The following is a 25686-nucleotide window of genomic DNA, read 5'->3' as shown; positions in this document are numbered from 1 at the left end:
CTAGAAGATGACTTAAAAAAGACACCTTTATCTTAGCGATCTCTGTGGCGAGAGAGGGCTGAAATGCTTGGAGCGATCGTCTCCTGAATGCGGGAAGGGGCGATCGCGTGAAATCACCACACCAGATTTAAGCCCTGATTTTTCAAATGCTCCTGAACCTGCGGCACAAGGTTCTGTGACACGATATCAGTCGGCAGCAGATCGGGCAGCTTAGGGCGATCTTGAGAAACCAGCCACCCCGCCGTTGCCCCTGCCGCACCGCCAATCACCCACTCGCCATAGTGCACTCGCGTCGCGGCATTGACAATATGGGTTGCTGCAATGCTTTTACCGCCAATCAGCAGGTTATCAATGCCTTGAGGAACTAACGCCTCCAGAGGAATCTGAATCGGACGAATGATCGTTTCATCCTGGACGGGGGCACCGCTAGCTTCACCTGTCATCATGGAATTACGGTAGCGACAGCCATGCATATCAATAGCGTAATGGGTAAGACCGATCGCCGTAGCGCTAAAATCTCGTCCACCCGGCATATCGCGCCGTAAATCAGACTCCTGCATCATAAATTGATTCTGCCCATAGGCAGGTCTGCCCAAAATCCGCCGACCTTCACGGATATAAGGCATCATGCTTAGCCCAGAAATAGTTCCCATTGGGGCATCTGCGCCCATCAGGTACGTCAGCGGCTCGGCAGGCGTAGCTTTGGTTTGCATCAGCCACTCGCCAAACAGCATGGCATGTTCTTCAGCATGGCGAAGGGAGCTAAGGGACAGCCCCCCCATCCAGTTGCCATGTTGCCCCGACTCGGCAATTTTTCTCTCGTTCAAGATCAGGGGCGGATCCATAAACACCCAGTCGTTCCCCCGGTTCCAGTTGATCATGGTGATGTCACCCGCTGCCGGAGCGCCTAGGCGAGGGTCTTCTCCTTGGGTGCTGACAATGCGACGGTACTTAAACAGGCTAGCTCCATCAAACATGGGGAAGCCTTCTAAGTCGTACTCCTGCTGATGCTCACTGCGAGAGTAGTCGGGCTGAATCTGAGCGAGGACGTTACGACTATAGCCGCGATCGTCTAAGATTGCCATCGCGAAAGGAAACGTAAACGCCTGCGTACAGTCAGGATTATCTTGCCGCGACGCATAAAGTTCGCTCGTAGTTGCCTGCGCCTCTGACCCCAAGCGATAGGGTATACCCGCCCAGCCGACAAATTCCCCTGTATCGGTGGCATCAATGACGATCATCCGCTTGCCCTTTGGCGGCTGGAGGCGGATCGGCACTTTCTCAAACACTTTGTCTGACGACCAGGAATACCAGGACGGCAGCTCTTGGGACGGGCGACCCTTCGGCACATATTCAGGGTTACGGGGCTTTCGATGCACCGCATAGACTGCCGTGATCTCTCGCCCGGTAGGGTCAAACTCTGCGCCTTTAAAAGCAGTGCCCGTCTGCCAACGGCTACCCGGAGCCTTGGGAGCCACAGAATCTAGAAGCTGCTGAGCTGCATCTGCACCTACTTTGGGCAAAAAACACAGAGAACCCACCCAGCAGCTATTGAGATTGGCGACAGGTTGTGCGCCCGATAGCCCTGTCCAGACGGGCAGCTTTACCGTCTGATCGCGGATGAGCTGCTTAAAATTTGCCCAGCTTGCCGAGAAGCTGCCCCGCGAGCGCATAGACGTGGACTCATCCATAGCCGACACCCCTTGAGAGCTAATCTGTCCACCCAGCCAGGGCGAAAGCTCGACTAGACAGGTTTTTGCTCCCGACTCCATGGATTGGGAGGCTGCCGAAACGCCGCCCAACGAGCCGCCAATCACCACAACTTCGCACTCCCACACCTCTTTGGGATTGGGCAAAGGCGAGACTTGGGGTCTGCCGCTGAGGCGGTTTGCCAGCTTGTCAAACGTGGTGGCATCTAGCGCCTTTGCCGTTTCTGTGACGATCGAGCCACTGGAAGACATAGGCGTGACGGCACCCCCCCAGGAGTAATATTGCAATGCCCCCAATAGCCCACTTGCACTGACTGGAATCAGCAAACCCAAAATGACGAGCTGGTTCAGTTGGCGGTTCGAGAGCGGTGGATTCACGGTAAGCAGCTCATTAAAAAGTATCGATATCAGGTTCGGTAAAAAGTAGGAGCTGACTTAAATAGCGTTTTTTAATCTAGTCGCACAGACTCCTCCGCTATGTATAGCGAAATTTTGAGACTTTGGCTCAATATTAGAGCTGAAAGATTACATAAATTTTTGGCTGGAGACTAAACTCCAGCGCTGTAAGTCCGAATATTGGGGCGGGTTGCCGGACGGGAGAATAGAGATTCGATCGCCGCATCTCGATTATTGAGAGTTTCGTAGAAGAAAAAGGCAACACCAGAGAATTTCCGATCGCGAGCAATTTTCACCTGACGCTCAATCTGTCCTGTTTCGACGTTGAGGGCGCTCAGACCTGTGAGAATGCCGATGCCAACCGGAATTTTGCGCCGGACTGCCTGAAGTTCTGGTTGGTTGAGTTCCGAGGTGAAGCGGTTATTATCCGTGCGGTAGACCTGCACAATTAGCTCGTCAATAAAGCCCAAACGTTGCCAAGAGAACCAGTCCTGGAGATAGGTCTGATAGGCGTAGTTCTTTGGATTGGGCGACAGTGAAATAATGCAGTCGGGCTTGTGGGTCTTAACCGCCGTATAAATCTTCACCATCAGGTCAGAAAGCTTGCTAGCCCTCCATTTCATCCACTCCGGATCTTGAGGATTGGTGGGCGGAGCTTTACCCTGATGCTCTTGCTTATAAAGCTGTACGGTGTAAGCATCGTAGCCGACTACTGCAGGCATTCCTAGGTGGTCATCAAACTGGATGCCGTCTACATCATACTTAGTGACCACTTCTGTCACCAGATCAGCCAAAAATTGCTGTACCTGCGGATGCGCTGGACTCAGCCAAACTGAGGTGTCTGAACCATGAACGTTGAAGATTTTGCTGCCATCCTTTCGAGCAGCCACCCAATCTGGATGAAGGCGAACCAGCTCTGACTCCGCAGGAGCCATCAGCCCAAACTCAAACCAGGGAATGACCGCCAAGTCGCGACCATGGGCAAGGCTTACAGCCTCTTCGAGCATATCGCGCTTCTCAAAGGCGGGATCAGGATCAACTTTTTGCCCGCTTGCCGCCTCTGCCACTTCACTGGGATAAAGCGTATGACCACCATTCCAGATTGTGGGGTAGATCGTGTTAAAGTTCAGCCGCTCTAGCCGCCGTAAGCCGTCCCGCAGGTTGTCTTTGGAAAACAGCACCTCGCTATCGACATTGGTCAGCCAAACGCCTCTAATCTCTGCGGTGGGCGCGGCTGAACGAGACGACACCTCAGCCCAAGCAATCTGTGGAAAGCGTGCCGTAAGGGCGATCGCCATCCCTAACCCCAGCAGAAACACAGAGCGAAGTCGCCGCCCTGAAGCGATCGTAGCCTGACTTCCTCTTAGTCGCTGCACCCAGCTTGACACTCCTCCTAACACCCGTTGATGACTATCTACCATACGCTAGATGTCAAATCCTCCCCACAATTTCACCAAAGACCACACATGGTTTAACACCATAGAGCATTTTGGTTGTTTTTGTAAATTTGATGCTGGATTTGGGAGTAGGGAGGCAGGAGCCAGGAGCCAGAAGTTGAAGAGTGGGAAAGCAAATATCAAATTTGATAAATACTGACTCCTGACTCCTCTACTCCTGGCTCCTTCTACCAAAGCCTCCACCCCCCGGTGTTTCAATCCCAAACACATCGCCTGCCTGCATCTGAACTTCAGCCTTGCCGCCCAGAGGCTCGATCGCCCCATTTCGCTCTAGATAGTTCCGCCCCACCGCTCCCGGTTCGCCGCCTTGCAGACCAAAGGGCGGAACTAGGCGATGTCCTGACAAAATTGTGGCGGTCATGGGTTGCCGGAATCGAATGCGGCGAATTACGCCATTGCCGCCAGAATATAGTCCTTTGCCGCCGCTGTGGGGGCGAATGGCAAAACTTTCGAGCAAGACCGGAAAGCGCCATTCCAGGATTTCTGGATCGGTGAGGCGGGAGTTGGTCATGTGGGTTTGTATGGCATCGGTGCCGTTGAAGGTTTCACCTGCTCCTGAGCCACCGCAAATAGTTTCATAGTATTGATACTGGGCGTTACCAAAGGTGAAGTTGTTCATGGTGCCTTGCCCCGCCGCCAGTACGCCCAAAGCACCGTAGAGGGCATTGGCGATCGCTTGAGAAGTCTCCACATTTCCGGCAACGACCGCTGCCGGGTACTGGGGATTGAGCATACAGCCCTCTGGAACGATAATCTCCAATGGCTTCAGGCATCCGGCATTCAGGGGAATGTCGTCTTCCACCAACGTGCGAAACACATACAGCACCACGGCTTTGCAAATGGCGAGGGGCGCGTTGAAGTTGTTGGGCTGCTGCGGCGAGGTGCCTGTGAAGTCAATGCGGGCAGAGCGGTTCTGGGAATTGATGGCGATCGCCACCTGAATTTGGCTGCCGTCATCCATGCCGTAGGTAAAGCTGCCGTCTTCCAAAACGCGAATTACTCGGCGCACCGACTCTTCGGCATTATCCTGCACGTGCTGCATATAGGCTTGCACGGTGGCTAAACCGTAGTGATCCACCATATGCCGTAGTTCCTGAGCGCCGCGCGCATTTGCCGCAATCTGGGCTTGCAGGTCGGCGAGGTTTTGCGTCAGGTTACGGACGGGGTACTCGCCGGAGGAAAGCAGCTCCACCAATGCAGTTTCGCAAAAGTGACCGCGATCGACGAGCTGGAAATGGTCAATCAGGATGCCCTCTTGAGCGATGGTCGTGCTGTAGGGCGGCATAGATCCGGGAGTAATGCCGCCGATATCTGCATGGTGTCCGCGCGAGGCGACGTAGAACAGCGGAGTATCTGCCGCCAGAAATACCGGGGTAATCACCGTGATATCGGGTAGATGCGTACCACCGCTGTAGGGATTGTTGAGCATATAGACATCGCCCGGTTTCAACCCGCTGCTGGCACTTTTGCTGGCACTTTTGCTGGCAATGAGGCTGGCAACACTCTCGCTCATAGAGCCAAGGTGAACCGGAATATGGGGCGCGTTGGCAATTAGTTCGCCCTGTTGATTGAAGAGGGCGCAAGAGAAATCTAGCCGCTCCTTAATATTGACGGAAGCGCTCGTGTTTTGCAGCGTCACCCCCATTTCTTCAGCGATCGCCCGAAACAAATTATTAAAGATCTCCAACAGCACCGGATCGGCTTTGTGAACCTCCAAAATTTCCTTCTGGCTCCCGACTCCTGGCTTCTGAATCTGCCTCAAAACCAAACCCTTCTCAACTAATTCCGCCTCCCAACCTGGCTCAATCACGTTCGTGCCTGTCGGCTCAATGATCAGCGCTGGACTAGAGATGCGATCGCCCAATCTCAGATCTTCCCGCAGAAAAACGGCGGTTTCGTGCCATTGCCCTTTGCTGTACATCGGCACCGTGGCGACGGGAGCGAGGGGCTGAGGGCGATCGGCTGAGATGTCAGGCTCTTCAGGCACAGCGGTTTTGCCGATCACTTCCACTGAAACTGCCTCAACTATCAGCGCTTTGCCCTCCATAGCAAAGCCGTAGCGCTGGCGATAGATTTGCTCAAATTGCGCTTCCATTGCCGCTAAATCGCCAAAATCCACTATCAGCGCCGAATCTGTGCCCTCATAGCGGAGATGGGCTTTGGGCAATGTCTCAATCTGAGTCTCGCCCTGCTGCCGAATCTCGGTCACGCCTGCTGCCGTTAGTTCTGCCAGAACTTCCTGAAGCTGAGGCAATAGAGATTGGGAAAGTTGAGATTCGATCGCCCGTTCGCGAATGGTGCTGAGATCCGCCAAGCCTATGCCGTATGCCGACAGTACACCTGCGTAAGCATGCAGAAAGATTTGCTTCATGCCTAACGCCTCAGCAATCAAACAGGCGTGCTGTCCCCCTGCACCGCCAAAGCAGCACAGCGTATACTCCGTGACATCGTAGCCGCGCTGCACCGAGATTTTTTTGATGGCATTTGCCATTTTGTCGATGGCGATCGCCAGAAATCCTTCAGCAACCTGCTCTGGCGATCGCGGCTCCTGGATCGTTTGGGAAATGGCGATCGCTAGCTCAGCAAATTTCTGGCGCACGACCTCTGCATCCAGCGGCAGGTTGCCCTCGGCTCCAAACACCTGTGGGAAAAACTCTGGCTGCAATTTGCCTACCATTACATTGCAGTCTGTAACGGCAAGCCGACCGCCCTTGCGATAGCAGGCAGGGCCGGGATGCGCCCCAGCAGACTCTGGCCCCACTCGGTAGCGGGCGCCATCAAAGCTAAGCAGAGAGCCACCTCCCGCCGCCACCGTATGAATTGCCATCATGGGGGCACGTATCCGCACGCCCGCCACCTCGGTTTCAAAAGTGCGCTCGTAGGCTCCGTTGAAGTGCGATACATCTGTTGAGGTACCGCCCATATCAAAGCCAATGATGTGATCAAATCCGGCTCTGAGGCTGGTCTGCACTGCGCCGACAATGCCTCCTGCTGGTCCCGACAAAATGCTGTCTTTGCCCTGGAAAAGCTGAGCATCGGTAAGACCGCCGTTGGATTGCATAAACATGAGTTTGGGCGATCGCTCTCCTCCTCCCTGCAACTCAGCCGCAATCCGATCGACATAGCGGCGCAAAATCGGCGACAGGTAAGCATCTACGACCGTCGTATCGCCCCGGCTAATCAGCTTCATCAAAGGGCTGACCTGATGAGAAACGGAAATCTGAGTAAACCCAACTTGCTGGGCGATCGCCATCACCTCTTTTTCATGGCTGGTGTAACGGTAGCCATGCAGAAGGACGATCGCGCAGCTCCGGATTCCCGCCTGGTAAGCGGCTTGCAAAGCCTTGAGTAAGGGCGCTGCCGCCAGAGCCTGCAACTCTTCGCCCTGAGCGCTATAGCGTTCCTCTGCCTCAATCACGTGCTCGTACAGCATTTCTGGCAGAACGATCTGTCGGGCAAAAATGTTGGGGCGATTTTGGTAGCCAATCCGCAGAGCGTCCCGAAGACCCTGAGTGATGACAAGAACCGTGCGATCGCCCTTGCGCTCTAACAGAGCATTCGTGGCAACGGTCGTCCCCATTTTGACCACAGAAATTTGCTCAGACGGGATCGGCGTATCTGCCGCAACCCCCAGCAAATCCCGGATGCCTTGCAGCGGCGCATCGGCATAGCGATCGGGATTTTCCGACAGGAGTTTGTGAATCACCAGCTTGCCATCTGGGCGCTGTGCCACGATATCGGTAAAAGTGCCCCCGCGATCGATCCAGAATTGCCAGCGGTCTGAGGCAGTATCCAGCGAACTTTCGGATGTTTGAGAATGCGAGGAGGTCATCAAAAGCGGATTGGGGCGATGCGTGTTGACTAAGCGTGTTGGCTAATGGTATGGCAACCGCCAAGGCAGTTAGGACGTAAGCAAACTGACGACAGCTACATTATGCCATTGCCCTTCACTGGCTCAATCTACAAAGAATTTTCGGGTAGTGGTGTTTGTATAAGACTTTTTTGTTGCGTGGGCAAAGCCCACGCAACAAAAAATCCCTACTCCTTAAGGTCTACCGAATTTGCGATCTCCCAAGACCCTCCAACAATTGCTGATTCTGCTCGATCGTCCTAACCGCCACTCGAAAGAACCGATCGCCCAATTCAGGAAAGCTCATACAGTCGCGAATCAAGATTTGGCTAGTTTTTAGCAACTGCTGCTGTAGCGCTACAGTCGATTGCTCGGAATGCACTAAAAAATAGTTGGCGACGCTGGGAATGGGAGTCAGTCCCGGCAAGGCTGCAAGTCCGTTGAAGAGGGACAATCGCGCTGCTGCTAGCCAGTTCCAGGTTCTGTGCTGAAACTCTGTGTCTCGCAAGCTAGCCACACCCGCCGCTGCCGCCAGCACGTTGACTGACCAAGGATCACGCCACTGCCGCCAGCGCTTTAGCCGATCGGGATGGGCGATCGCGTAGCCCAAACGTAACCCAGCAAGACTATAGAACTTTGTTAGCGATCGCAGAATCACCAGATTGGGATATTCCAGGATGCGATCGATTAAGCTTTGCTGCTGCTCAGGTACCAAGAAATCCATGAAGGCTTCGTCTAGCACCACCAAAGCAAACCGATCGAGCAAGGGCAAAATCGCCTCCACCGAAAACAGCTTGCCTGTGGGATTGTGAGGGTTGTTTAGCAACAGACCCGCCGCTCCTAAGACAGGCGGCAGAGGGGGGGCGATCGCGTTACTCCACGACGGGTCTGAGCCATTCGCCTTATCTACCCTCTCCTGCAAATGATCCTCTATTGCCATGGGGCAAGAAATCACATTTGCAGAAAATGCCTTCAGCGATCGCAAATAATCGCCAAAGGCAGGAGTAACTAGATAAGTGGCGCTTAGCTCAGCTAATTCGCGGCTTGCCCAGGTTAGCAGCTCAGCAGAGCCGTTTCCAGGCAAAATCCAGTTGGGTGGCAAGTGGTGAGCTTCTGCCAGCGCCTGACAGAGTTCACCATAGTCTGGATCAGGGTAATGCCCTAAATTGCCCAGATGATCTTGAATAGCGGCGATCGCAGAAGCGGGCACCCCTAGCGGACTAATGCTGGCAGAGAAATCTAAAATTTCATGAGGAAAACCGCCTGTCAGCGATGCCGCCCAGGCTAAATTTCCCCCATGTGCTTGAAACGACTGCACGTAGCGGCTATTTGGGAGCCACCATTTCTTTGAACAGTTTGCCTGCTGAGAACGCAGGCACCTTGGTAGCCGGAATTTCCATGGCTTCTCCAGTTTTGGGGTTGCGCCCTTCACGCGCCTTGCGCTCACGGGGTTCAAAAGAGCCAAAGCCCACCAGCGTGACTTTATCGCCGCCGGAAACAGCTTCCATAATGGCATCGATCGCCGCTGTCAGAACCGCGTCTGCCTGTTTTTTGGTCACACTTGCTTTCTCAGCAACCTTATCCACCAATTCACCTTTGTTCACGGGTATCTCCTTATCAATGTTCACAGTAGAGTTCATTTTTCGATCATTAACTGAGATCGATCCAGGAATTTCCGAGGCGTGTTTAAGCGGTATTCAATCAATTCAGCGCTGAGCCGCAACTAAAATGGCTGAAAGCCTTGCACACTCGTATTTTTCAATGTTTTATTCTAAGCACAAGATCAGGGTTATGGATCGCCGAAACCTTTAATTTATGTGGATTTCAGGCATTTTTTAGGAAATTCTTATCAACTTAGCTAGATTTAGGGCAAATCTCGTAGGTAGATATTCCTGATCCAGGCTGTTTTCGATCGCCCTAAGAACATGGATTTAACAAGATGTAATTCTTGGGGTCAGGGCTTAGCATTGCCAAGCCCTGACTAAGCCCTGACAGCAGATCGGTTCTACAGGTTATTTAATCCACGATGCTTAACGCGGTCGCTGCAAAAGCTGTTGGGCTTCTGACGAGGGCGTGTAGCGATAGCCAAAGGATGAGTTGTCAGAGTCATCCAGAATTTGAGGTGTGAGGACGACAATCACCTCTTGACGGGTGTTTGTCCGTGCCGTGCGTCTAAACAACGCGCCTAGAAGCGGAATATCTCCCAGAATTGGAATTTTGGTGACTTCTGCACGATCGCTATCCTGAATAATCCCAGACAGAATCAGGGTTTGGCCATCTCGCACCCGAATCTGCCCTGAAGAAACCCGCCGGATAGCCAGGAGCGTAATCACCTGATCGACCCCTTGAATGTTGATGGTTTGCGTCGTGGCGGGTGACGAAATTGCAGGAGCTACGGACAGCGCCACAAAACCATTGTCGTCAATGCGATCGACCTGCACCTGAAGAATTAATCCTGCGGGCGTTCTTTCTACCGTGACCGTTTGGGTACGCTCGTCACCAGTTCCTTCAGTTTCAACTTCAAGGTTAGTTACAACATCTTGTGTGAGCTGCACCTCGGCTTGCTGTCCTTCCTGAACCACAAGCGTCGGATCAGTCAGGATTTTGGCGTTGCCTGTCGTAACTGCGATTTGCAACTGCGCCAAGAACTTGTTGACAAACTCGAAGTTACCAGGCTGAGCCACACCCCCTAAAACAGCGCTGCCAATTGAACCCGCATCTAGCCCCGTATTAGCGGGTGTACTGTCACCGAAGTTGACGACTCCCACGCCATTGCCGCTAGCCACTCGGTTGTTGCCAATTCCAAAAGAGAAGCTGGTGGAAGCGCGATCGGTTCCTAGAAGGTTGACATCAATCACCCGAACGTTGATGGCAACTTGACGACGACGAATATCCAGCTGTGCCAGCTGAGAAATAGCGACCTCAACTGCCTTAGGATTACCAATCAGAGTGACGGCGTTAGTCCGCGCATCCCCCACCACCTGCAAGCCTCTGAGAATCGGGGTAGAGTCCTGGAAGTCAACACGCTGCACGTTAATAGTGGATTCTGTACTCTGCTGGGTTTGGCGCGCTTGAGCGGCTTGCCCAGAAGCATCTTGAGCAACGATTCCTTCATCGGTTGTGATGGGAGTTGCGGTCACGGTTGTCACCAATCGTTCGCTGCTGACTGCTGTTTCCGCTCCTAAACCGACCAGAAAAGAAACTGCGGATTGCACGGGCACTTGGTTCAGGCGAAGCGTCCGGGAGATGACTTGACGGGCAGAGTTTGGCAAACGCGGCCCCACAAAAATTGTCCGTCCAGAGCGATTAGCCTCTAGCCCTGTAATTCGCAGAACATAGTTAAAAACGCTGGCAACTGGCTCATTCTCAATGTCCAACGACACCTTAACGCCTGCTGCACCGTCTGTGGAGGCTTCTGCTCCTGGAATAGGCGGTGTGCTGGTGGGATCGCCGTTGCCATCAATGTAGGCAATATTTAGCCCAGCCGCCCGTGCCAGCAGCGATAGGACATCTCTAGCAGGCGCATCTCGCAGCACCAATCGGGGCACGACCTCGTTTGAGCCAAGATCGATCGTTGGTGTAGAAACATCGACGTTGGAGAATGCAATATCGCCTAGTGGCGGTGGCACGGCTCGGCTCTGAATAGGAGGAATGTAGGTGTTTGTGGGAGACAGCACAGGTACCCCGTCGATCGTGACACCTGGATTGGGTATCAGGATGTTTCCAGGCGCTTGAGGAATCACAGGGGCAGGGGTTTCAGCCGGAATTTCAGCCGGGGTTTCAGCCGGAGCTTCATCGGGAGCCGCCTGAGAGGGTTCAGTCTGGGGCTGAGCTTGAGCGATCGCCCCACTAGGGCTAACGCTCAAAACAATGCCGCTGCCTCCCCGATTCACCTGAGCTGAAGGGGCATCGCTGCCGCCGCTGACGGTAACACGAACGCTGTTGGTGTCAAGCTGAGCGACTGTGACCGAACTAATACCGGGGGCGGGGTTGTCTTGCGAGAAGCTGCCCTGAGGCAGCTTCAGCTGAGCATTGACAATGTCTGCAACCAGGGCGTTACCCCGCTTGACGGTGAACACCTGCGGACGATCGCCCGCCCCAGTTTGCAGCGTCACATTTACCTTGCCCTCGCTGGAGGCAACCTGCACGTTAGTAATTTGAGTTGCGGCAGCACCTGCAGGCTGAGCTGCGATCGCCAAGATCGCTACACCGCCGATGAAACCACCAATTCCGAGATGCCGTTCCACGGTTCACTCCTCCTTAAAAAAGTTCCTGAAGTTCCCAATCCAACCGATTCAAATAGTTAAGCTAAGCAACTCTAATTGAATTAATCTCAAACAGATGTAAATCTATGCGATCGTCTACTTTAAGATATATGTAGCGTACTAAACACAGATATAATCATTTGAACGCTATTCCTAGCGCAATTCTAAGTTATTTAGCCTTTAATGGTATCGCTTTCTCCAAAAAATGCTACACATTCCAGGTTGGAAGACGATCGTTAACCTCCGAAATCAACATTAGGAGGCTTAGAAAGCGAAAATCCTAGCCCGTAACCCACAAAAATCCTTAACCCGCGAGGCTCTCGCCTACGGATGGGGTGAAACTCTTTGCATGAAGGTTTGTGCAAGCGTGAGTCGTTGCGCGGCAGAGGCACGCAACGACTCACATCATTAAGGTCAATCTCTAAGATCTAGGACTTACGCATTTTTGTTGTGTGTGGCGGGCGCAGCCCGCCACACACAACAAAAATGCACTACAGCTAGAGGGCTTGCGTAAGTCCTAAGATCAATCTCTAAGGTGTCGCAGGGGCAGGGCTGGAGGGAGCAGCAGCATTATCATTCTTCACGGGCACTAGCGCATCCATACGGAAAGAAGTTGTGATGCTTGTATCCGGCTGATTGGCAGGAATCAGCCTACCCTGATTGTCCAAGACCAGCTTGTGCTCTGGAGAGTCTGAATTGAATTCGCTGATGATTAGCAGGGGCTGCAACCGCTCAATGTTACGAATAATCGATGCGGTCTGCGGAAAAGAACCCTTCAACTCAACCTGGTAGACATCTCTCCGAAGCCGATTGTTAACCGCAGTGCCCAACGAGCCATCTGTGATGATGCCAGACTTTTCGCTGTTAATTGCAAACTTGGAGAGGGTCGCCCGCTTTGCCGGGTCTTGAATGCCCGCATTGACGGCATTGACCCGCTCATTCACATCCAGCAGCAGGGTGCTAACGCTCTGCTCAGAAGCAAACAAACCCAAAACATCAGCTTGAAGCTGCTTGGCTTCCTGAAGCCTGATCCGCGCCTCTTCGATCCGCTTCTGAGTTTCCTGCTGCGCCAAGAGCTGCTGCTCCTTATCGGCAATTTCCTGCTTGAGCTGCTGATTTTTATCTAGCGTTGGCTGTACGAAGTTGCTCCAGAGCAAGAAGGCTCCTAGTGCTCCCAACAGCCCGATCAAAACACCGATGATCGTGGGGGTTAATGTAATTCCAAATAGCTTAGGGTAAGTAGACCCCTCCGAATTGCCTTCCCCAGTGGGAATAAAATCTCCGCTTGCAGTCATGGTTTAAGAACTCCTCTATCCCGAAGTGCCTGAATTCTGGCTGCCAACCCCACTGACAAAGTTCGCTCTAGGTCTTGCAGCAGCTCAGACGCGGTCATGTCGCTGAAATCACCCTCGATCGTATACTCCACCACTTTAGGTAACTCAACTGTAATCTCGCCGCTGGCAGACTGTCCGGTGAATTCCACCTGAGTTGGATTATCAATCAGCTCAGATTGAACAATCTTTAGATCTTCGCCCTTCAAAAACGGCGATTGCTGCAAAGTTAGCAGAAAATCATTGACATCGTTAAACGATCGCGCTTTACCCGAAAGACTAATTCGAGGCTGAGAGGTCGGAACTGTCTCCACAGGCACAGTAGCCGGAGCGCCTGCTGCTGGACTCGCTTCGGGGCTGGCGCTAGGGCTAGGTGACGGGGCTGGAGCAGCAGCCGCAGCAGGGTCAACCGTCGGAGCCAATTGCTCAATCTTGTCTAGCTGAATGCCGTTGGGTACGCGATCGCGGACATCTTGCAGCACGGCAGACCAGGGCTTAATTTGGTCGAACACGGTCGCTAACGCCTGATTCTCCGACTCAATTTGGCTAACCTGCTGACTCACATTTTGCACTTCTCCTAGCTGAGCTTGCAGCGCCACGAGCTGACCATCCAGCTCGGCTTGTCGCTTCTCTAGCTCTGCATTTTGCCCGTTCAGCAAAAACCAGGCTCCTCCTACTGCCGCCAGCAATGCCAGCGCGACGCCACCCCCGATGTAGTAAGGTCTTGGATCGTCTTTGACAGCCGTACTTTTGAGACCTGCTTCAGTCTGACGCTGTGCCCGATCGTTGAGGAAATTAACATCTAATCCATACATATTACCAAGCCTCCCGTAAGCCTAAGCCTAACACCACGCCTAACCCAACTCGCTGCACGGGAGTCAGCTCCTGACCAACTTCTAAGGACAGGGCTGAGACGGGATCAACCTGGCTGGCGGGCAAGCTCAATCGCTGCGAGAAAAATTCGTCGAGTTGACCGATCGCCCCTCCTGGCCCCGCCAGCAAAAGCTGCGCTACTTCCATGTTTTCGCCTTGGTTGTGGTAGAAATCGATCGATCGCCGCAGCTCGTCAGCGAGTTCTCCCAACACCCGCAGCATGGCGGCTGCCCCCGGATTGGTGCCGCCCATCTTGGGCATCACCCCCATGCTGTCCATGGGGGTGATGGGAACGGTCATGCCCTGCAAAAGATCGGTGTTGCGAGAGGGCGGTAGATTCATCGATCGGCTGAGCGCGTTTTGCACCTGATAAGTGCCGATGGGCACTGTGCGAGAGAACTGCGGTACGCCATCCACCACAATGGAAATTTCGGTATTTTCAAACTCAATATCAACGATCGCGGCGGCTTCTTGAGGCGTGAACTGCCGCAACTGCTGCCGAATGGTGCGAATCAGCGAGAAGCTGCTAATTTCCAGAATATCAACCAGCAGCCCTGCCTGACGAAAGGTTTCTAGATAGGTGTCGGTGACTTCTTTGCGGGTAGCAACCAGTAAGACCTGCACTTTTTCAATGCCATCTTCATCGACAAAGAAGCCGAGCTTTTGATAGTCTACGTCTGCTTCCTCGCGGGGGAAGGGAAGGTATAGGCCTGCTTCCTGGTTCAACACCATTTCCCGTAGCTCCCGATCGTCCAATTCGGCAGGAACCGGAATAATGCGGGTCACGGTGTCTCGACCGCTGGGAATGGCGGTGGCGGCGTGTTTCACCTTCAGCTTGCTCTCAACCAAGATCGACTGAATGATCTCTGCCATCGCCCCAGAGTCAACAATCTGCCCTTCCTGAAAAACGCCTTCCGGCACTTCGGCAGAGGCGAGCGTCGTCACTTGAAAACCCTGCCCCTTTTTCTTCAAGCGGGCAATGTTGACTCGATCGGGAGTCAATTCAACACCAATTCCCTTCGGTTTTTTCGAGAATACGTTTTTGAGGCTAACCACGGTGTTTGTCCGTTAACTCAAGAGAGATGGAATGAATACAAAAGAGGGCGGCTGATTGGGGAGACTGCGATCGCAATTTGACAGGAGCTTCACTCAGCATACCTAATCTAAATAAACTCAGGTGGAGCATTTAATTAATCTTCGATCGCGTTGACGCACGCTGATTAACTCAATGCCTCATTAATCTAATTGCAGTGTCTTGCAACTCTTCAATTAGGATACAAAGCTTAAGTGGTAATTACTCCTCTGCCCCTAACTGTAGCGGGAAATGCCGTTTGGTTCCCCTATATTTGGGGCCAAGCTGCAAAGTCTCTGTATTCAGAGTTCCCAAAATCAAATGCCGCTATTACGATAACAGAGCTGTAAAGAAACGGATCATTTCTGCTCGGCGTTGCTAAATTGCAGGGTGACTGAATTGTGGGATGACCCTATATCTAGCGGATCAAAGGTCAGCTTTGAGGGCGGTGATGCAATCTCGCAGTTCCGTTAATTTAGTTTGGACGATATCCCAGATAATTTCATCGTCAATGGCTTTCATCGTTAATGGCAAAGTAGGCATGGGCAAGGATGTCTCGCAATCCAGCAATTTTGCGCCATTCGATTTGAGGATGGCGATCGCGCAGCTGTTCAGGAATATTTTTGACGGCTTCGCCAATAATTTGCAGGTTATAAGCAACGGCATCAAGGGTACGTTCATCTGCAATGAAGGTTTCTGGTGTCATGTTGGCGGTAGACCGATTTTGTTGATGCTGGTGAGAATGTCGTCACAGTAGAGGGCAAGGTTACGTGACATCAATTGCCTCGTGCAAGACTGCCTGCTGAATCTGCGGTTTGAGCGATCGCTTTGTCACCAAATCAACAGGTTTTTCAAATAGGTCTTCTAGGAAAAACTTCAGATCCATGTAGCGGTCGAAGGTGGCAGCACCCTCAAACTCCACCAAGAAATCGAGATCGCTGGTTTCGGTCGCCTCATCGCGGGCAACGGAGCCAAATAGCGCCAGGGAACGAACGCCGAAACTGTGAATGGTATCGAGGCGATCGTGTAAACAATTAAGGACGGCTTGGCGGTAGGAGGGTGGGAGAGTCATGGCTGTGGCTCGTTGTCTGTCTCTGTGTCTTGGGCGATGCGTCCCAGATAGAGGGCGATGAATTCTTTGGCGGCAGCTTCGTTGAGGGTTTCTAGGGCAGCGACAATTTGAGTCACGGATTCTGCTGACGGATCGGTGATTTCGTGAAACCATTGGTTGACAGTAGATCGGGCAAGCCCCATTGTGACTGCCAGCCGATTTTGACTGATTCCATGTTTCTCAAGCACCAGTCTAAGCGCTTTTCCTGCTTTTCCCATGCCCTTCAGAGGATGTCTGAAAAGTGCCAATCACTACCCGAACCGCCCCCTAAATCCCCCAATTCTGGGGGACTTTGAACAAAGACTGGCTTAAAAGCCCCCCAGAATTGGGGGGTTGGGGGGCGAATGCAGAACGTTTGAGGCTTTTCAGACATTCCCTCATCGTGTCAGAGGGTTGTAAGGATGTAAATGTACGTGAACACGTACGATCTGATAAGATAATGTACGCAAACAAGTACATAACGGTTATGACTGACTTTGAAAACCCGCAAGGATTAGAGAATTTGCCGCCTCCTGGGGATGAAAGCCCGATCGCCGCTGTCCTAGATCACTTATCGCGTTCTGAAAAGCGATCGAATCAGATGATTTTGATTGGTGCGCCTGCTTGGGTGAAGAAAATTATCCATCTGATGCATGTGGCTCGAATTACGGAGGTGAGAGATTGGTCGCGGTTGATGCCCACCCGCAATCCCGACGAGGTGATTAGCCTAATGCAGCGTCCGAGAGTAGAAGAATAGGAGGCGATCGCCCTTCTGAGGTTAGTCAGTTTTGTCGGGAGTATGGCGAACGTAGCTTGGAGTATCGCGAACATAGCTCTGAGGTGGGCGGACGTAGCATTGAGGTGGGTGAGCGAAGCTTTGAGTATCGTGAACGTAGCTTTGAGGTGGGTGAGCGTAACTCTGAGGTGGGCAGACGTAACTCTGAGGTAGGCGGACGTAGCTTTGAGTATCGCGATCGTAGCTCTGCGGTGGGCAGACGCAGCTTTGAGTATCGCGAGTGAAGCATTGAGGTGGGCGGACGTAGCTTTGAGTATCGCGATCGCAGCTTTGGGGTCAGAGTAAGGCGATCGCCACTCCATCTCTCGGACTCAAGGATTGGCGATCCTCCTAAATCCCCCTACCCTTCGGGAAGGCTTCGCTAACAAAAGAGAGACTTTGAACAAACAAGTTAAAACTTTAAGCGCTCTTGGTTCGGTTCCCTCCTTTTTAAGGAGGGTTAGGGAGGATCAACCAAGCTGATGGGTTATTCAGTAGCGCCTCGCAAGGGGCTGGGGTCGAATGCCCAATGGTCGCCAATCATCGCCTCTAGCCGTTGATTTAGCCGGGGCAAAAAGATTGCCGGATCGTTGAGCTGCTGCTGGGTAAACCAAAGCTCAAGCGCTTCCTGGGTTTCAATTCCTTGGGCACCTGCCGCACTGGATAGCAGCTTGAAGCTCAGCTCTTGGAGCTGCTCAATCTGCGGATGACCTTGCCCTCGTTGATTGCAGAGGAATAGGGCAAAGGCAGCCAGCAATGCCTCTAGCTCATCGCCTTGGGGCACAGCGTTGTATAAATTCGTCAAGATGCTAATCGATTGCTGCAAAGGTGCTTGAACTTTGGTGCAGAGCCAAACAGCTTGGACAAGATAGATTAGGTTTCCTTTTTCGGTAATTGCATCCAAGTTGTTTATCGCTGTCACCAGATCTCCATAGGCTCTGACCTGTCCTAACGCCTGAGCAGATTGCTTGAGCAATTCTATGGCTCGTTCAGTATCTCCCTGTCGATAAGCATTAGCCCCCATATTCGCCAGCGTGGCGGCTTTGCCTTTCACATTGCCAATGCGCTCTTTGATTTCCAGCGATTGCTGCCAGAGATTGAGGGCGCGATCGATATCTCCCTGCTGGGCGATCACCCCTGCCATTTGGTGCAGCGTGACAGCTTTGCCTTTCACATCGCCAATGCGCTCGTCAATCTCCAGCGATTGCTGCCAGAGATTGAGGGCGCGATCGATATCTCCCTGCTGGGCGATCACCCCTGCCATTTGGTGCAGCGTAACAGCTTTGCCTTGCACATTGCCAATGCGCACGTAGATTTCCAGCGATTGCTGCCAGAGATTGAGGGCGCGATCGATATCTCCCTGATCCGCGATCAGAGTTGCATGGTTAAACAAAATGCTGGACTTCCCTGCGAGGTCATCATCGGGGCAGTGGTTTAAGGCTTGAGTATAGTGACTATTGGCAGACTCCACGTTGCCTAAAACCACTTCCGCACGAGCAATTCCTCGCAAAATTCGATGATTGTTAGGCATTTTATCGAGGATTTGTTGGCACAGATCCAGTGCCTCCACAAAGCGGGAATTGTTCACCCAGTTCGTGGCAACCTCATCTCCCACCTTCACGGCAATTTCTGCCTCTCCCCCGGCAAGCGCCAGCCGCACCATCTCTAGACACCGCTCTTCCGTCGAGCCTTCTGTCTCATCCCACCAGACCCAATACGCGATCTGAGCCGCCTGCCGTTGGGTCGTCTGCCACTCTGCCTCCGTTAGCCCATTCAGTCCATCCCGCTGCCCCACCCTCAGCAGCGGTGCCAAAATGCCAGTCACGCGATACTCCGGCTCCGTCGGGCTAGTGGCAGATTCCAGCAGACTCAGCGCCAGGGTGCGGTCAATCGGCTGGAGTTCTGGCACCACTGCCGCCACCATCTCTCGCGTCACGGGCAGGTGAAACACGCTCAGCTTCACCAAAAACTGCCGCTCTGCCACCGTCAGGCTCTCCAGCAGTTTTTCTGCCAAAATAGCCTCCCGGAACTTCTGTTCTTCTGCCTCCAGTCGGCTGAGAATTGCCTCGCGATCGATCTCCGCCATCCCCGCTGTCTCTGGCAGCAGCTTCAGCAGCCACTCCAGCAAACGCGGGTTGCCGTCCGCAATCTTCAGCACTCGCGGATACAGCGGATGCCGCCGCAGCTCACCATAGTCCGGCAACAGCCGACATTTCTTGTTCACGTCGGCAGAGTTCATCCGCTCCAGCCGCTCCAGATGCAGCCCCGCCGGAAACGGACAGGCATAGCGACAGGTGACTATTACCCGGCTCATGGCGCTGATCCGCTGCTGCATTGCCGCCAGGGCGCTACAGAGTGCCGTCAACACCTCCGCTGCTGGGGTAATAGGGCGAAGGGTGCGATCTTCTATCGCCGTCGCTGGAATATTCTGCTCAAAATCATCCAGCACCAGCAGCAGCGGCCGATCCAGCTCTTCCGCCTTCTCAATAAAGTTCTGAAGCCGACCTTTCAGCGATAGCTTCGGCTGATTCAAGATCTCCGGAATCTCAGGAAACTGCTCATAGGCGATCGACAGCTTTTGCAGCAGCGTTGCCTCATTCACCACCCCCACTAGCACCACCCGCTGCATCCCCGATCGCTGCGCCTGCACCCGCCGACACAGCCGCGCCGCCAGCGTGCTTTTCCCTAAGCCCCCCATACCTTGAATGAACACGCCCACCTGTTGGCTCGTCGGCTTCATCACCTGGAGGCAGCGTTGCAGCGGTCGCCGCCGCCCCACAAACGCAAACGCCCCCGCCACCTTCACCTGATCCTGCGCGTCCAGAAAATCTTGCTCCGGCAGATTTCGCCCCAGCCGCTCCCGCTTCGGCGTACCCATCGGCGTCACAAGCTGCTTCAACTCACGCGAATCCCGATATACCCGCAGCAAATGCCAGTCGGGGCACTTCTGCCGAATCATCTCCGCCACTGCCGCCTTTAGCGCCTGCTCCACCGAGCTTCCCGCCGCCAGCTCAGCATAAAGCGCCTGAGCCGCTGCAATTGCCGTCTTATCCAGCACAGGACGCGCCCAGCCCAACACCATCTGCGCCCCCGCCTGCACCAGCGCCTGCGCCATCGAAGGCACGCTCCCCCGATCGGGCACCTCTCCCGTATGGCACCCCGACAGAAAAATCATCCGAGGCATCCGCTCCCCAAACGCCCGCACCAAATCTGGCACCGTCGTCAGCGCCGCATTGCCCAACTCATCTTCGGTAATGAAGCAAGGCGTATTTTCAGCGATCGATCGCGGCGGCTGCATCGAGCTTGCCAGCCCGCCATAGTCTGCCTGAGTAAAAATCAACCCATGCCCCGTCAGATGAAACACATCAAAATAGCCGTCGGCATAGAACTTCACCAAATTCGCCAGCTCCGCCACCGAGCCGCTCTCTTCCACCACCAGCAGCAACGGCTGATTTTCCGTCGCCGCTACAATATTTGCCTCTTCTTGCTCATAGCTCAGCACAGGCTGAATCTTCTCCGGCGAAGTCGCCATCAGCAGCAGATGCAGCGGTCGATTCGCCGCCTCACAAATTCCCGATCGCTGCTGCACAATCCGAGGCGGCGGCAGAGTCATCCGCTGCGGCAGCAAAAACCCCGCGCCATCATGCAGCAGTTCCCACGGCAAATGCGCCAGCCCCAAAGCAATCCGATCGGTTTCCGGGTTTAGCCCCTGCACCTCCAGGCTGTAATTGAGCTGAAAGGCGATCGGCATTGGCACTCCCGTCGCCAAAGCTGCCCTCAGCCACCCTTCATCCCCATCCAACCAGCGATAGAGCGATCGCCCCAGCTTCACCAGAGCCTCCGGCACATCCCGATCGCGTCCATAGCCATCTTTGGGTCGCCCAGAGTAATAGTTTTGCTCACACTGCTCAATCCAATCCACTAGCTCTGGCGTAGAAAGCCGACGGCTGCGATCGCTATAGCGCAATTCAAAATTCTGTTGGCTCAGGTCAAAGGTAAACATAGGTAGCCCGGAGACACAACCAGAAGCAAAGGAGAGCAATGGAGCGATCGAGGTGCAGCACCCCAAAACTCCCGATATCCCAACTTGCCGCCACACTAACGTAATTTCTCTACACTGGCAACTTAACGCTCATCCAGCCCCTTCTACCCCACTCCTAAAGCCCAGAACACTACTTTCCGACCTTTTTACTTGGAGTTTCGACCTTTTCACTCGAAGCTTTGCCCTTTCTGCTCCAAGCACGGAGTTCAGAACACGACGCTTCGACCTTTCTACTCAAAACTTCAGCCTTTTCACTCGAAGCTTCAACCTTTTTGCTCTGATCGCCCCCCTCAGAACTCGGAACGTCGAGTCCATTGCTCCACCCTTCAAGCTCTGAGCTGCAACAGCCGCCCTCACCCGTTAATGCATCGACGCAAAAATCTCTTGAGCCGTCGATCGCAGCTCTGGAAAAACAGAGGAAACCAAAACCTCATCCCCTCGAAATAGCCGCTTCCGATACTCGTCCTCCACCAGACTACAAATCGTAATCGTCGGCTGTTTGGGCTTGCCAATATATTCTCTGCCGCCAATCCCCAGATAATCAATAATCCAATATTCAGGAATTCCTAAAAGAGCATAGTCCTCGACCTTACGGGCATAGTCATTTTGCCAATTGGTGCTGACCACCTCAGCTACCAGCTTGATAGAACTTCCCAATGTGATCACTGGTTCCTGCTGCCACAGCGGCTCATTCGCCAGTCGAGCCTGATCCAGCACAATCACATCTGGACGAAACGCCGTCTCTGTTCCCAGCAATCGCACCAAGCAGCGATGGGGAATGAGATAAGGAGCATTCTGGCGATCGATCTCCACATTCAGCTTCCGCCCCACAAAAGCTGCTATCTCTTCATGCGGCCCTGTTGGCTCCATTTCAATGAGTTCTCCATCAATTAGCTCATAAGCCCCATCGCCATAACGCAAGATAAACTCGTCAACGGTAAGCATCTGAGGAGGTGACTGAACCATAGCGTCTCCTATCTTCACGGCTCCTAGCTTGATAGTGACCAGATTAGCCTAGAGTAGATAGATTGAACCTCTTGCTCATTAGATTAATTGAGGGCTATGCCCCTAACAAACCTAATCCAAAGACTCTAATCTGCAAGAGATCTATCGAATCGGAAATTGTAGAGGTGTTGCGTAACCGATGAAAGTGAAAACTTGGAAAAACATTGGCATCTTCGCCCTGCTAGGACTGTTTTTGAGTTGGGCGATCGCCAGCTGTAGCCCCACCCCAAGCACGGGACAAGCCTCTAGCTCAAGCGCTAAGTCTGGGGGCGAAGTTGAGTTTTGGACGATGCAGCTTCAGCCGCAGTTCACTGACTACTTCAATGCCCTGATCGCCGAATTTGAGAAAGAAAATCCGGGCACCACGGTGAAATGGGTAGACGTGCCCTGGGGCGATATGCAGAGCAAAATCTTGACGGCAGTTTCCGCAGGCACCGCTCCCGATGTCGTCAACCTCAACCCAGATTTTGCAGCCCAGCTTGCAGGTCGCAACGCCTGGTTAGATCTCGATAGCAAGATTCCAGAGGGCGATCGCGCTCAATACCTGCCCAAAATTTGGCAAGCCAACACCCTAGACGGCAAAAGCTTCGGCATTCCCTGGTATCTTTCCACGAGCGTCACCATCTACAACCAGGACTTGCTAAAACGATCGGGCATCGCCAAGCCGCCTCTCACCTATGAGGAGTTGGCTCAAGCAGCGAAACAGGTGAAAGAAAAAACGGGCAAGTATGCCTTTTTCACCACCTTTGTTGCCGAAGACTCCGGCGAGGCGCTGCAATCTTTTGTGCAGATGGGGGCGCAATTGCTGAATCCTCAAGGCAAAGCCGCCTTCAACACGCCAGAGGGCAAAGCCGTCTTTCAATACTGGACTGATTTGTACAAGCAAAACCTGCTGCCCAAAGAGGTTTTGACTCAGGGACACCGTAGGGCGATCGAGCTATACCAATCTGGAGAGACGGCAATGCTGTCTACCGGAGCGCAGTTTTTGAAGACAATCGACACCAATGCCCCGGCGATCGGCAAAGTCTCGGCAGCGACCGCCCAAATTTCTGGCAGCACGAACAAAAAAAGCGTTGCTGTAATGAATCTGGCGATTCCGCGCAACACCGACCAGCCCGACATGGCGCTAAAGTTTGCCCTATTTGTCACCAACAACGCCAATCAGCTCACGTTCGCCAAAGCCGCAAATGTCTTGCCCTCCACAACCCAAGCGCTACAAGATCCCTATTTCACGGGCATCGCCGCTACGGCTCCACCGCTAGATCAGGCGCGATCGATCAGCGCCAAGCAAATGCAGGATGCTGAGGTGCTAGTGCCCAACGTCAAAGACATTAAGGAGCTGCAAAAGATCGTCTACGACAATCTGCAAGCCTCAATGCTGGGGGAAAAGTCGGTTGATCAGGCAGTCGCCGATGCGGCTGCCGAATGGGATGAACGATAGATATAGCTCTCGCAAGTTTGCTTAAGACATTTTGGGTGGGGCGCGAAGCGCCCCACCCAAAATGTCCCCGTCCCAACCGCCTTGGCGGTTGCTATGACTTTCGTGAAAACAAATTAGGCTGTCAAATCCTGTACCAGTACGTAAGGCTGCACGATTAGCGCCTTGAAGCGCCGAGTCCGATCGCCTGCCCAGGTAATCAACTGCTCTGGCGAAGGCTTCTGTAGAAGCTGTTCACTAATCCAACGCTGCACGATCGCAGTATTGTCGCAAGTCAACGCTTCGCCCACGTCAGGTAAATCCAGATCTGGAGCCACAAGGACGATCGCATCTCGCTGCGCATGGGGCATCAGCCATTCCCACTCGGCTTCATCCACCATTGCCGCCAATTCGGTTCGCAGGGTGGGCTGTGAATCGGGTTCTGGCTTATTTTGTGAATTAGCCTGTGAATCAGCTTGTGAATCAGCCTGTGAATCTGACATCCGTTTTCTCGGTAAAGCGAAAATTTGCAGCGTTGAACTGGATAAATTCCTATCGTCCTAAATCATGCAGGTCGTGAATGGCGATCGCGCATTGCTGAGTCACAGTCTCTAGCTCCAGTCGATTAGTCGAACGGGGTGGAGCGATAATCTCCCCGATCCTAACCGTGACGGGCACTGGACGAGGCAGCTTTGATCCAGCAAAAATTGCTTCTGTCCCCCACAGGCTGACGGGCAGCAGCGGCACCTGAGCTTTAGCCGCAATCAGTGCTGCTCCCAGCTTAGGATCAGGGATGCGCGCATCGACAGTGCGGGTGCCCTCAAGAAAAACGCCCACCGCCCAGCCGTTCTCAAGCTGATGCAGGGCAGCCCGGATGGCACTGCGATCGGCTGCCCCTCGCTTCACGGGGTATGCGCCATACAGCCGAATTGCCTGACTCAACACAGGTACCTGAAACAGCTCCTCTTTTGCCATGTAAGACACCGGACGACCGACGCAATTAGAGACGATCAGCGGGTCAAAATCGCTGGCATGGTTGACCACCACTACTACTGGCCCCTGACGCGGCACCCGCTCTACTCCGTAAATCCGCCCCCGCAAATAGGTATGTAAAACCGGACTCACGACCGCCCATTTGAATAGATGGTAAAGAGCAAGGCTAATCCCTGGCTCGCGCTGGCGTTGGGGTTGAGAAGTGGGCAGAGAGGTGAGAGACATTTGCCTAGCGCTCAAGCGACATCAGAACTGGGAGAAACCAGAGATAAATCTGCCAAACTGCCGACATTTTCTAGCCGCAGCTCAGGGCAAGTGCGTTTGATCAGCCCAGTTAGCACTTTCCCAGGGCCAATCTCAATCACGCGCTCAATGCCGATCGCAGGTAAATTCAGCGAAATTTCTCGCCACCGCACCGAGCCAGTCATTTGTTGGCTCAGACGATCCTTCAAAACATCGGGTGCGATCGCCGCCGTTGGCTCCACGTTAGATAAAACGGGGACGGATGCCGAATGAAACTCCACTTGATCCAGCACTTTCTGAAATTCTACCGCCGCATCTGCCATTAAAGGCGAGTGAAAAGCACCGCTGACGTTCAGCTTCAGCGCCCGCTTACACTTGACCTGAGCAATGACGGCATCTACCGCTTCCAGCGTTCCCGAAATCACAACCTGAGCCGCGCTGTTATCATTTGCCATCACCACATTTGCGGTTTCAGCAATGGCTGCCTCTAGCTGATCGCGATCGAACCCCATCAGCGCCGCCATGCCGCCCTCTGATGCCGCAGCCATTAGCTCAGCTCGTCGCTTGACTAGCTGCAAGCCCGCCGCAAAATCAAATACACCCGCCGCATAGAGCGCTACATACTCACCCAGGCTATGACCTGCTAGTAGATCGGGCTGTTCGCCGCGATTGCGCATCAGGTCTACCAAGATTGCTTCGATCGTATAGAGGCAGGGCTGCGTATACAGAGTCCCAGAAACCTTATCTTCAGGGCTTTGGCAAATCTGCGGCACAGACCAGCCCAAAATCTGCTCTGCCTGGTCAAACCTCGCCTGAGCCAGGGATATCTCGCCCAAGTCGGCTCCCATGCCGATCGCTTGAGAGCCTTGTCCAGGAAAAACCCATGCGGTTTTAATCATTAGTCGAATGAAAGATTGAACAGCGTGATGAAAGTCAGCGGATAAACAGGATAGCTCAAAAATACCCAAGTGTATTATCCGCTACATCTGCCACAAAATCCTATGCCACCACAAACTTACGCATAGCAACTGCAAAGGCGGTTAGGGCGGGGACATTTTTGGTGGGGCGCTTCGCGCCCCACCAAAAATGTCCTAAGCAAACTGGTGACAGCCATACCAGAAACCTAAAGATCATAAATTAATTGACCTGCAATAGTTTTTTGGAAGTG

Annotated in this window: 20 protein-coding genes; 3 read left to right on the top strand and 17 right to left on the bottom strand. The window is 53.4% G+C overall.

Annotated elements, in window-relative coordinates; translation table 11 throughout:
- Window positions 1-113 precede the first annotated feature (113 nt).
- The 12 genes from AC5JMP_RS07345 to AC5JMP_RS07290 form a co-directional block, all read right to left on the bottom strand.
- A complete protein-coding gene (locus AC5JMP_RS07345) occupies window positions 114-2087 on the bottom strand; it encodes an FAD-dependent oxidoreductase (protein WP_495850795.1) in 1974 nt (657 codons plus the stop codon).
- Between the two features lie 170 nt (window positions 2088-2257).
- Window positions 2258-3526, bottom strand: coding sequence for a glycoside hydrolase family 10-like protein (locus AC5JMP_RS07340; protein ID WP_495850794.1), 1269 nt, complete (start codon window positions 3524-3526; stop codon window positions 2258-2260).
- A gap of 187 nt (window positions 3527-3713) precedes the next feature.
- Window positions 3714-7394 carry a hydantoinase B/oxoprolinase family protein gene (locus tag AC5JMP_RS07335; RefSeq protein ID WP_495850793.1) on the bottom strand — a complete coding sequence of 1227 codons (3681 nt, stop codon included), beginning with the start codon at window positions 7392-7394 and terminating at the stop codon, window positions 3714-3716.
- A gap of 220 nt (window positions 7395-7614) precedes the next feature.
- Window positions 7615-8730, bottom strand: coding sequence for a threonine-phosphate decarboxylase CobD (cobD, locus tag AC5JMP_RS07330; RefSeq protein ID WP_495850792.1), 1116 nt, complete (start codon window positions 8728-8730; stop codon window positions 7615-7617).
- Between the two features lie 7 nt (window positions 8731-8737).
- Window positions 8738-9016: an HU family DNA-binding protein gene (locus AC5JMP_RS07325; protein ID WP_495850791.1), complete on the bottom strand. Its 279-nt coding sequence runs from the start codon at window positions 9014-9016 to the stop codon at window positions 8738-8740.
- A gap of 426 nt (window positions 9017-9442) precedes the next feature.
- Window positions 9443-11659, bottom strand: coding sequence for a secretin GspD/PilQ domain-containing protein (locus AC5JMP_RS07320; RefSeq protein ID WP_495850790.1), 2217 nt, complete (start codon window positions 11657-11659; stop codon window positions 9443-9445).
- A gap of 548 nt (window positions 11660-12207) precedes the next feature.
- Window positions 12208-12972 carry a pilus assembly protein PilO gene (locus AC5JMP_RS07315; RefSeq protein WP_495850789.1) on the bottom strand — a complete coding sequence of 255 codons (765 nt, stop codon included), beginning with the start codon at window positions 12970-12972 and terminating at the stop codon, window positions 12208-12210.
- Window positions 12969-13823: a PilN domain-containing protein gene (locus AC5JMP_RS07310; RefSeq protein ID WP_495850788.1), complete on the bottom strand. Its 855-nt coding sequence runs from the start codon at window positions 13821-13823 to the stop codon at window positions 12969-12971. The genes AC5JMP_RS07315 and AC5JMP_RS07310 overlap by 4 nt, the downstream gene beginning before the upstream one ends.
- Window position 13824: 1 nt before the next feature.
- Window positions 13825-14937 carry a type IV pilus assembly protein PilM gene (gene pilM / locus AC5JMP_RS07305; protein ID WP_495850787.1) on the bottom strand — a complete coding sequence of 371 codons (1113 nt, stop codon included), beginning with the start codon at window positions 14935-14937 and terminating at the stop codon, window positions 13825-13827.
- Window positions 14938-15461: 524 nt separating this feature from the next.
- The gene (locus tag AC5JMP_RS07300) at window positions 15462-15659 is read right to left on the bottom strand and encodes a HepT-like ribonuclease domain-containing protein (protein WP_495850786.1); all 198 of its coding nucleotides are present in this window, start codon (window positions 15657-15659) and stop codon (window positions 15462-15464) included.
- Window positions 15660-15719: 60 nt separating this feature from the next.
- Window positions 15720-16025 carry a nucleotidyltransferase family protein gene (locus AC5JMP_RS07295; RefSeq protein ID WP_495850785.1) on the bottom strand — a complete coding sequence of 102 codons (306 nt, stop codon included), beginning with the start codon at window positions 16023-16025 and terminating at the stop codon, window positions 15720-15722.
- Window positions 16022-16282, bottom strand: a complete 261-nt coding sequence (locus tag AC5JMP_RS07290) for a helix-turn-helix domain-containing protein (protein WP_495850784.1) — start codon at window positions 16280-16282, stop codon at window positions 16022-16024. Before AC5JMP_RS07290 ends, AC5JMP_RS07295 begins: the two co-directional genes overlap by 4 nt.
- A 248-nt stretch (window positions 16283-16530) precedes the next feature.
- On the opposite strand from AC5JMP_RS07290, the gene AC5JMP_RS07285 reads away from it, so the two are divergent.
- Complete coding sequence (locus tag AC5JMP_RS07285; protein WP_495850783.1) at window positions 16531-16800, top strand: hypothetical protein; 270 nt, start codon at window positions 16531-16533, stop codon at window positions 16798-16800.
- Between the two features lie 56 nt (window positions 16801-16856).
- Complete coding sequence (locus tag AC5JMP_RS07280; RefSeq protein WP_495850782.1) at window positions 16857-17063, top strand: hypothetical protein; 207 nt, start codon at window positions 16857-16859, stop codon at window positions 17061-17063.
- A gap of 242 nt (window positions 17064-17305) precedes the next feature.
- On the opposite strand, the gene AC5JMP_RS07275 is transcribed toward AC5JMP_RS07280, so the two are convergent.
- Both AC5JMP_RS07275 and AC5JMP_RS07270 read right to left on the bottom strand, forming a co-directional pair.
- Window positions 17306-20821: a tetratricopeptide repeat protein gene (locus AC5JMP_RS07275; RefSeq protein WP_495850781.1), complete on the bottom strand. Its 3516-nt coding sequence runs from the start codon at window positions 20819-20821 to the stop codon at window positions 17306-17308.
- A gap of 399 nt (window positions 20822-21220) precedes the next feature.
- Window positions 21221-21826 (bottom strand): Uma2 family endonuclease, encoded by a 606-nt coding sequence (locus tag AC5JMP_RS07270; RefSeq protein ID WP_495850780.1) that lies wholly within the window; start codon window positions 21824-21826, stop codon window positions 21221-21223.
- Window positions 21827-22004: 178 nt separating this feature from the next.
- On the opposite strand from AC5JMP_RS07270, the gene AC5JMP_RS07265 reads away from it, so the two are divergent.
- Window positions 22005-23306: an ABC transporter substrate-binding protein gene (locus AC5JMP_RS07265; protein ID WP_495850779.1), complete on the top strand. Its 1302-nt coding sequence runs from the start codon at window positions 22005-22007 to the stop codon at window positions 23304-23306.
- Window positions 23307-23419: 113 nt separating this feature from the next.
- On the opposite strand, the gene AC5JMP_RS07260 is transcribed toward AC5JMP_RS07265, so the two are convergent.
- Genes AC5JMP_RS07260 through fabD form a run of 3 tightly spaced genes read right to left on the bottom strand, consistent with a single transcriptional unit; the run spans window position 23420 to window position 25417 of the window.
- Window positions 23420-23785, bottom strand: coding sequence for a DUF2288 domain-containing protein (locus AC5JMP_RS07260; protein WP_495850778.1), 366 nt, complete (start codon window positions 23783-23785; stop codon window positions 23420-23422).
- 49 nt (window positions 23786-23834) lie between these two features.
- Window positions 23835-24500 (bottom strand): lysophospholipid acyltransferase family protein, encoded by a 666-nt coding sequence (locus AC5JMP_RS07255; RefSeq protein WP_495850777.1) that lies wholly within the window; start codon window positions 24498-24500, stop codon window positions 23835-23837.
- An 11-nt stretch (window positions 24501-24511) separates the two neighbouring features.
- A complete protein-coding gene (gene fabD / locus AC5JMP_RS07250) occupies window positions 24512-25417 on the bottom strand; it encodes an ACP S-malonyltransferase (RefSeq protein WP_495850776.1) in 906 nt (301 codons plus the stop codon).
- Between the last annotated feature and the right edge of the window lie 269 nt (window positions 25418-25686).

This window comes from Drouetiella sp. (genome assembly GCF_059504425.1).
Note: the sequence above shows the minus strand (reverse complement) of the source record. Positions and strands in the feature narration are given on the sequence as shown.